Raw genomic sequence first — 6,313 nt, forward strand, 5'->3', positions numbered from 1 at the left:
GGATGTGGAGTGGGGCAGGCTGAGGAGGAGGAGGAAACCCCGTTTACCCCACCCCCTTCTCTGCCAACAATTCCGCCAGCCCGGCCTCGTCCAGCACAGGCACTTCCAGCTCCTGCGCGCGGGTCAGCTTGCTTCCGGCATCCTCCCCGGCGATCAGGTACGAGGTCTTTCCGGTCACGCTGCCGGTCACGCGGCCACCAGCGGCTTCCAGCTCGGCCTTGATGGCGTCGCGTGGGCGGCCCAGGCTACCGGTGATGACGAAATTCAGGCCCTTCAGTTGCTCTCCGCGCCGGACTTCCTCTTCCTGCGGGTTGACGCCAGCGGCTTTCAGCTTGTTCAGCAGATTGACGTAACTTTCTTCTTTAAGCGCCACTGCAACGCTCGCACCGATCACCTTGCCCAGCCCCGGCACGGCCTCGATTTCTTCCGGCGTGGCGGCCATCAGCGCGTCCAGCGTGCCGAAGGCGTTTGCCAGCGCCTGGGCATTGCGTTCGCCCACATGGTCCAGGCCCAGCGCGTTGACCAGCCGCCACAGCGGGCGGGTCTTGCTGGCCTCCAGCTCGGCCAGCACGTTCTGGGCCTTCTTCTCGCCGCCGCGTTCCAGCCCGGCCAGGGTCTCGGCACTCAGAGCGTACAGGTCTGCCGCATCGTGGATCAGCCCCAGCGTCAGCAGTTGCGCGATCAGCTTGCCGCCCACGCCCGCAATATCCATCGCGCCGCGCGAGACGAAATACTCCACCAGGCGGAAAGTCTGCGCGGGGCAGACCGGGTTGACGCAGTAGGTGTTGGCATCTTCCTCGGCGCGCACCACAGGCTCGCCGCACTCGGGGCAGACCGTGGGAAAGACGAAGGGCTGGGCATCTGCCGGGCGCTTGTCCGTCAGCACGCGCATGATCTGCGGAATCACGCCGCCGGATTTGCGGACCACCACCGTGTCGCCGATATGCAGGTCCAGATCGCGCACGAAATCCTGGTTGTGCAGCGTGGCCTTGCTGACCGTGCTGCCCTCGATCAGTCGGGGCGACAGGTGCGCCAGCGGCGTCAGCTTGCCGGTGCGGCCCACGTTCACGCTGATGCTTTCCAGAATGGTCTCGACTTCCTCCACCGGGAATTTGTAGGCGATCGCCCAACGCGGGGCGCGGCTGGTGAATCCGGCCTCTTCCTGAAGGCGCAGGGAATCGAGTTTGAACACCGTGCCGTCGGCGTCGAACTCGAAGTCCTGGCGCTGGGCGGTCATGCGGGCGTGGTAGTCGGCGGCGGCGTCGATGCCGATCACCTGCTCGCTGTAGGTGCTGATGGAAAAGCCCTGGGCCGCCAGCCACGCCAGCACCTCGCCCTGGGTGGTTGCGGGCACGCCGTCACGCTTGCCCAGCGCGTAGAAGATCGCCTTGAGGTTGCGGGTGCGCGTGACCTCCGGGTCTTTCTGGCGCAGCGCTCCTGCCGCGCCGTTGCGGGGGTTCTTGAGCAGCGGCGTGCCCAGTTCCTCGGCCTGCGCGTTGTAAGCGGCGAAATCGGCACGGCCCATATAGACCTCGCCCCGCACCTCCAACTCGCCGCTCAATCCTTTCAATGAAGTGGGGATGCCCGGCACCGTCGCCACCTGCGCGGTCACGATCTCGCCCGTCCTGCCGTTGCCGCGTGTGGCCGCCCACTGCAACTGTCCGTCCCGGTAATAGAGATTGACGCTCAGGCCATCGATCTTCAGCTCGCCAGTCAGGACAAATTCGTCGTGTTCGGGAGGCAGATTCAGGGAGCGGGCCAGCTTCTCGCGCCACTCGCCCAGCTCGGCGTCGTCGAAGACGTTGTCCAGGCTGGTCATGGGTGTGGGATGGTTCACGGGCTGAAAAGCCGTGCTGGGTGCGCCGCCCACCGCCTGCGCGGGACTGACTGCCGCGTCCGCCTCTGCCGCCGCACGCTCGGCCCATTCGGGATTCCCGGCTTCCAGCACCCGCAGCCGCTTGACCAGCGCGTCGTACTCATTATCGGGAATGGTGGGTGCGTCCTGCTCGTGGTAGGCGCGGTTGTGAAGGGCGATCTGGGCGCTCAGCGTCAGATAGTCGGCGAACTCGGCCTGATCCATGCCTCCAGCGTAGCACCCACACCCGGTTCGGCTGGAGGCGGAAAAGCGCCCCTGTGCGTCGCCCTGCGCTCTGCGCCCACCCCCCCTGTTTTCTTACCCCCATCAGATGAACGTCACCCGGATGTGATCAGATCGTGTCGCAGTTTTCGTATACTGTGTTCAAGCAAACCACATGCCCGATGTCTAGGCACTTGCCTGAAGCGGGCACTTGACTGGGCACCTATATGGGCACAGCCCCAAACTGGAGGATTCACCATGAAGACCACTGTTAAAAACTGTCTGACCCTGGCCCTGGCCGTTTCCGTTTCTCTCGCTGGCGCGCAGACCGTGCGCGTGGGCCTGGCCTACGACGCGGGCGGCAAGTTCGACAAGAGCTTCAACCAGAGCGCCTATGAAGGCAGCCAGCGCGCCGTCAAGCAACTGGGCGTGCAGGTCAAGGACTTTGAACCCAGCGATCCCAGCCAGACCATCCAGGGCATCCGCTCGTTTGCCAACGAGGGCTTTGACCTGACCATCGGCGTGGGCTTTGCCAACAACGCCAGCATCAGCCAGGTCGCCAAGGAAAACCCGGACCTGTACTTCGGTCTGGTCGATGACGTCTCTCCCGAGAAGAACGTCACTAGCCTGACCTTTTCCGAGCAGGAAGGCAGCTACCTGGTGGGCTACCTGGCCGCCATGAACAGCTCGACGGGCGTGGTGGGCTTCGTGGGCGGCATGGACGTGCCCCTGATCCACAAGTTCGAGGCCGGATACACGGCGGGCGTGATGGCCGCCAACCCCAAGGCGCGCGTGATCGCGCAGTACGTGGGCACCACCCCCGACGCCTGGAACAACCCCGGCAAGGCCAAGGAAATCGCGGGCAGCATGCGGGCCAAGGGCGCGGACATCATCTTTGCCGCAGCGGGCGCGTCGGGCAACGGCGTGATCGACTACGTCAAGCAGACCCAGTGTGTCAAGGCCGCCAACCTGCCCAGCGGTGTGAAGTTCGCCACCGATAACTTCAAGGCCGTCAAGAAGAGCGCGGCCTACACCAAGGCCTGCGCGGGCAACACCCGTCCGATGTTCTTTATCGGCGTGGACAGCAACCAGAACTACCTGGGCGACTTCGACAAGAACCCCGCCACCATGAACCACGGCCTGACCAGCATGACCAAGCGCGTGGACAACGCCGTGTTCGCGCTGATCAAGGCGGTCAAGGACGACAAGTTCAAGGGTGGTCAGCAGATCTTCGGCCTCAAGGACGGCGGCGTGGGGTACGCCGTGGACCAGTACAACAAGGCCCTGATCAGCAGCACCCAGGTTGCCAAGGTGGAAGGCATCAAGGCCCAGATCATCAGCGGCAAGATCAAGGTGCCCAGCAAGTAAGCCTCAACTCTCTCACTGGAGGGCGGTCCCGCGCGGGCCGCCTTCTTTTTTTACCTGCTGCTTTTACCTTCCGTTTTGCCATGCGCTGGACCCCTGGCCTATGCTGAGGCCATGCCAGACCGCTCCCAGCTTCTGCGCGATCAACTGCTGATCGTCACGCCACACCCGTCCGGGCAGCTTCCGGCACACGTCCTGCGTCAGATGCTGGGCGACGATCTGTTCGATACGCCCAAGCGCAAGGCATTCCTGCGGCGCATCTTTCTGGACGGCGACGCCTACACGGACCTGCTGTACTCGCTGCCCGGCGCGCGGCACGTTCAGGCCCCCTGGAGCCGCTTCGCCGTGGACCTCAACCGGGACCGGGATGACCGTGTGGACAACGGCGTGATCAAGGCCACCGACTTTGACCGTCAGCCGCTGTACCCGCCCGACACGCAGATTTCGGAGAATGAGCGCGAGGAACGGCTGCGGCGCATCTGGGACACCTTCGACGATGCTGTGGGCGCGGAGTTGCCCGGCGCGCGGCTGATGATCGTGGGCCACAGCATGGCCTCACACGGCCCCAAACTGGGAGAGGACACGGGCACGCCCCGCCCCGCCATCTGCCTGATGCCCGGCACAGATGACGCGCCCACCTTTCCCCGCCAGCAGTGGGACGCCCTGAAAAGCGCCGCCGAGAACGCCTTCGCGGACGTGATCGCCGCCAGTCCGTTCACGCGGGTCACGCTGGGCGAGCCGTGGAGTGTGGACACCCTGAGCCACAACCACAGCCAGCGCAGCGGCATTCCCGCCTTCGGGATCGAGTTCAACGCGGGTCTGCACCTGAAAAACGGACAGCCCGTGGACGCCGCCATGCGCCAGATGAACGCGGCGTTCGCGGTGTTCGCGGATGCGGCGCTGGAACTGGTGAACGGAAGTCGTCCCACCTCCCCGATTCAGGAGTGATCCCATGCTGAAATCCATCCTCGCCACCGCCGTTCTGACCCTGCCCATCCTGAGTTTCTCCACCCTGGCCGCAGCGCAGCAGGGCACGCCCCAGCCCGTCGAGACCACCACCCGGAAGTGCGGCGCGTACACGGTGCAACTGCGGCAAAACGGCTTTGGAGACCCCCAGGACACGGCCAGCCTGATCCTGAACGGCGTCACCCTGGCCCGCGTGGGCGACGCGGGGGTCAATCTGGATTTCTGCCGCGACGTCACCGGCGACGGCGTTCCCGAGGCCATGCTGGCGCAGTACAGCGGCGGCGCACACTGCTGCTTTACCCACACCCTGTACTCGCTGAGCAACCCACCCCGGCGCATCCTGCATGTCTTCAGCGCCGACACCGACACACTGCTTCCGCAGCAATTGAACGGCAGCGGCCCACTGGAACTGCTGGGCGGCGACTGGCGATTTGCCTACGCCTACGACCTGCCCTTCGCCGACAGCCCGGCGCTATGGCGCATCTACTCGGACATCGGCGGCCAGTACGTGGACAACTCGCGGGCGTATCCAGGCGTCCTGCTGCGCGACGTGGGCCAGCCAGCGGCGGCGACGCGCCCCGGACAGGCGCTCTACGATTACGCCTCGCTGCTGGCGGCGGGCCAGCCGGGACGGGCACAGACGTATCTGGACGGCCTGCCTGCGCTGTACCGCAACTGGCTGACCAACTACGGCCCCGACATCCGCCAGAACCTCTCGGACTACGGCATGAGCGACTGGCCCACGCGGGCGGGCGCGGCCCCGGACGCCCCCCGGACCGGGATCGGCGGCTCGTTCAGCGGGCCGGGCCGGGCCGAGTATCTGGCGGTGGTGGGCCAGCGCGGCATGGCGACGCTGCGCCTGTACCGTCCGCAGTCGGGCGGCATTGTCGCCGGTGGCGCGCTGGACACCCGCCCACAGCCCCCACAGGCCAATTTCGAGACGGACTTTCAGGGGCTGAACTGGTGGCCCGCCTTCACCATTCGGCGCGCAACGGGCCGTGACGACGCCGTGATCCATGACGCCACTTCGGGCAGCGTGCAGTATCCGGTCTACCGCCTGAGCGCAACTTCGGGAACGGCCCTCAAGGACGACGCCCTGAGCGCCGCCGCCACACTAATCGCCCATCTGGAAGCGCTGGCCCAGCACGTTTCCTCTGGATACACGCAACAGCCGCGCACCGCCGCGCAACGGGCAGAAATCGCGCGCCGGATCGACGTGGCCGTGTCGCATGTGCAGCCTGCGCTGGCCCTGAGCGACTTCAAATTCGATCCGCGCACGCTGGGCAATTTCACCGCCTCGGCCATGAGCATGCCCAGCGATGGGGCAGACACCGCGCAGGTGGTGGCCCCCGTGACCTTCGGGCTGGTGGCGGCCAATCAGGACAGTGAATATGTCAGCGGCGAGCGCTACACCCTGACCGTGGATCTGAAAAAAGGTGCGGGCGGCTGGGCCGTCACGCGCTGGGGGCTGGAAAAGCGCCTGGGTGAACCCTACGCGCAGTAGCTCATACAAACTCCGATTGAAAGATATTGGGTAGAAGGCTGGAATCATGACCGACATGGGTTCTTCATGACCACGGTGCTGAGCAGGCGCAGCACGCTCCACACCGTGTCCGTGATCCCGATGGCCATTGCTGGCGTCCGTTGCGCATATTGACGACGCCCCACCGGTTCATTCAACTTGACTCGCAGGCTCCGGTTCACCCGACAGAAGTTATGATCCCATTGACCAGATCACTGACCGTCTGACGGACGTGGGGAAGCCTCGCAAACGCGAGGCTTCTGCGGACTTGGTGCGGATTCATACGCCGGGCCGTCCCGTTGTGCCGTTCCACTGCCGAGGTGTTGGGGGTGTTGTATCCGAGAAAGGCCAGCTCCTGATTGACGCGCCGCTGGCTCCCAGCG

4 protein-coding genes and 1 pseudogene are annotated in these 6,313 nt (G+C 65.3%); 3 read left to right on the forward strand and 2 right to left on the reverse strand.

The window, feature by feature from the left end; translation table 11 throughout:
- Positions 1-43 precede the first annotated feature (43 nt).
- Complete coding sequence (gene ligA, locus BOO71_RS03170; protein WP_075830527.1) at positions 44-2,080, reverse strand: NAD-dependent DNA ligase LigA; 2,037 nt, start codon at positions 2,078-2,080, stop codon at positions 44-46.
- A 255-nt stretch (positions 2,081-2,335) separates the two neighbouring features.
- Between ligA and BOO71_RS03175 the strand changes: the two genes are divergently transcribed.
- The 3 genes from BOO71_RS03175 (at position 2,336) to BOO71_RS03185 (ending at position 5,912) form a co-directional block, all read left to right on the forward strand.
- Complete coding sequence (locus BOO71_RS03175; protein WP_075830528.1) at positions 2,336-3,445, forward strand: BMP family lipoprotein; 1,110 nt, start codon at positions 2,336-2,338, stop codon at positions 3,443-3,445.
- Positions 3,446-3,556: 111 nt separating this feature from the next.
- Positions 3,557-4,390 (forward strand): N-formylglutamate amidohydrolase, encoded by an 834-nt coding sequence (locus BOO71_RS03180; RefSeq protein ID WP_075830529.1) that lies wholly within the window; start codon positions 3,557-3,559, stop codon positions 4,388-4,390.
- A 4-nt stretch (positions 4,391-4,394) separates the two neighbouring features.
- On the forward strand, positions 4,395-5,912 hold the full coding sequence (locus BOO71_RS03185) for a hypothetical protein (protein WP_075830530.1): 1,518 nt from the start codon (positions 4,395-4,397) through the stop codon (positions 5,910-5,912).
- A gap of 44 nt (positions 5,913-5,956) precedes the next feature.
- Here BOO71_RS03185 and BOO71_RS29270 read toward each other — a convergent pair.
- Positions 5,957-6,313 (reverse strand): annotated as a pseudogene (locus BOO71_RS29270) (IS1 family transposase); the annotation flags it as partial.

Origin of the sequence: Deinococcus marmoris, from assembly GCF_001949125.1 — a bacterium.
GTDB lineage: Bacteria > Deinococcota > Deinococci > Deinococcales > Deinococcaceae > Deinococcus > Deinococcus marmoris_A.

Bases quoted from the DNA above. Each gene is read 5' to 3' on its own strand.
- BOO71_RS03185 (WP_075830530.1), top strand. From the start codon at position 4,395: ATGCTGAAATCCATCCTCGCCACCGCCGTTCTGACCCTGCCCATCCTG.
- BOO71_RS03175 (WP_075830528.1), top strand. From the start codon at position 2,336: ATGAAGACCACTGTTAAAAACTGTCTGACCCTGGCCCTGGCCGTTTCC.
- ligA (WP_075830527.1), bottom strand. From the start codon at position 2,080: ATGGATCAGGCCGAGTTCGCCGACTATCTGACGCTGAGCGCCCAGATC.
- BOO71_RS03180 (WP_075830529.1), top strand. From the start codon at position 3,557: ATGCCAGACCGCTCCCAGCTTCTGCGCGATCAACTGCTGATCGTCACG.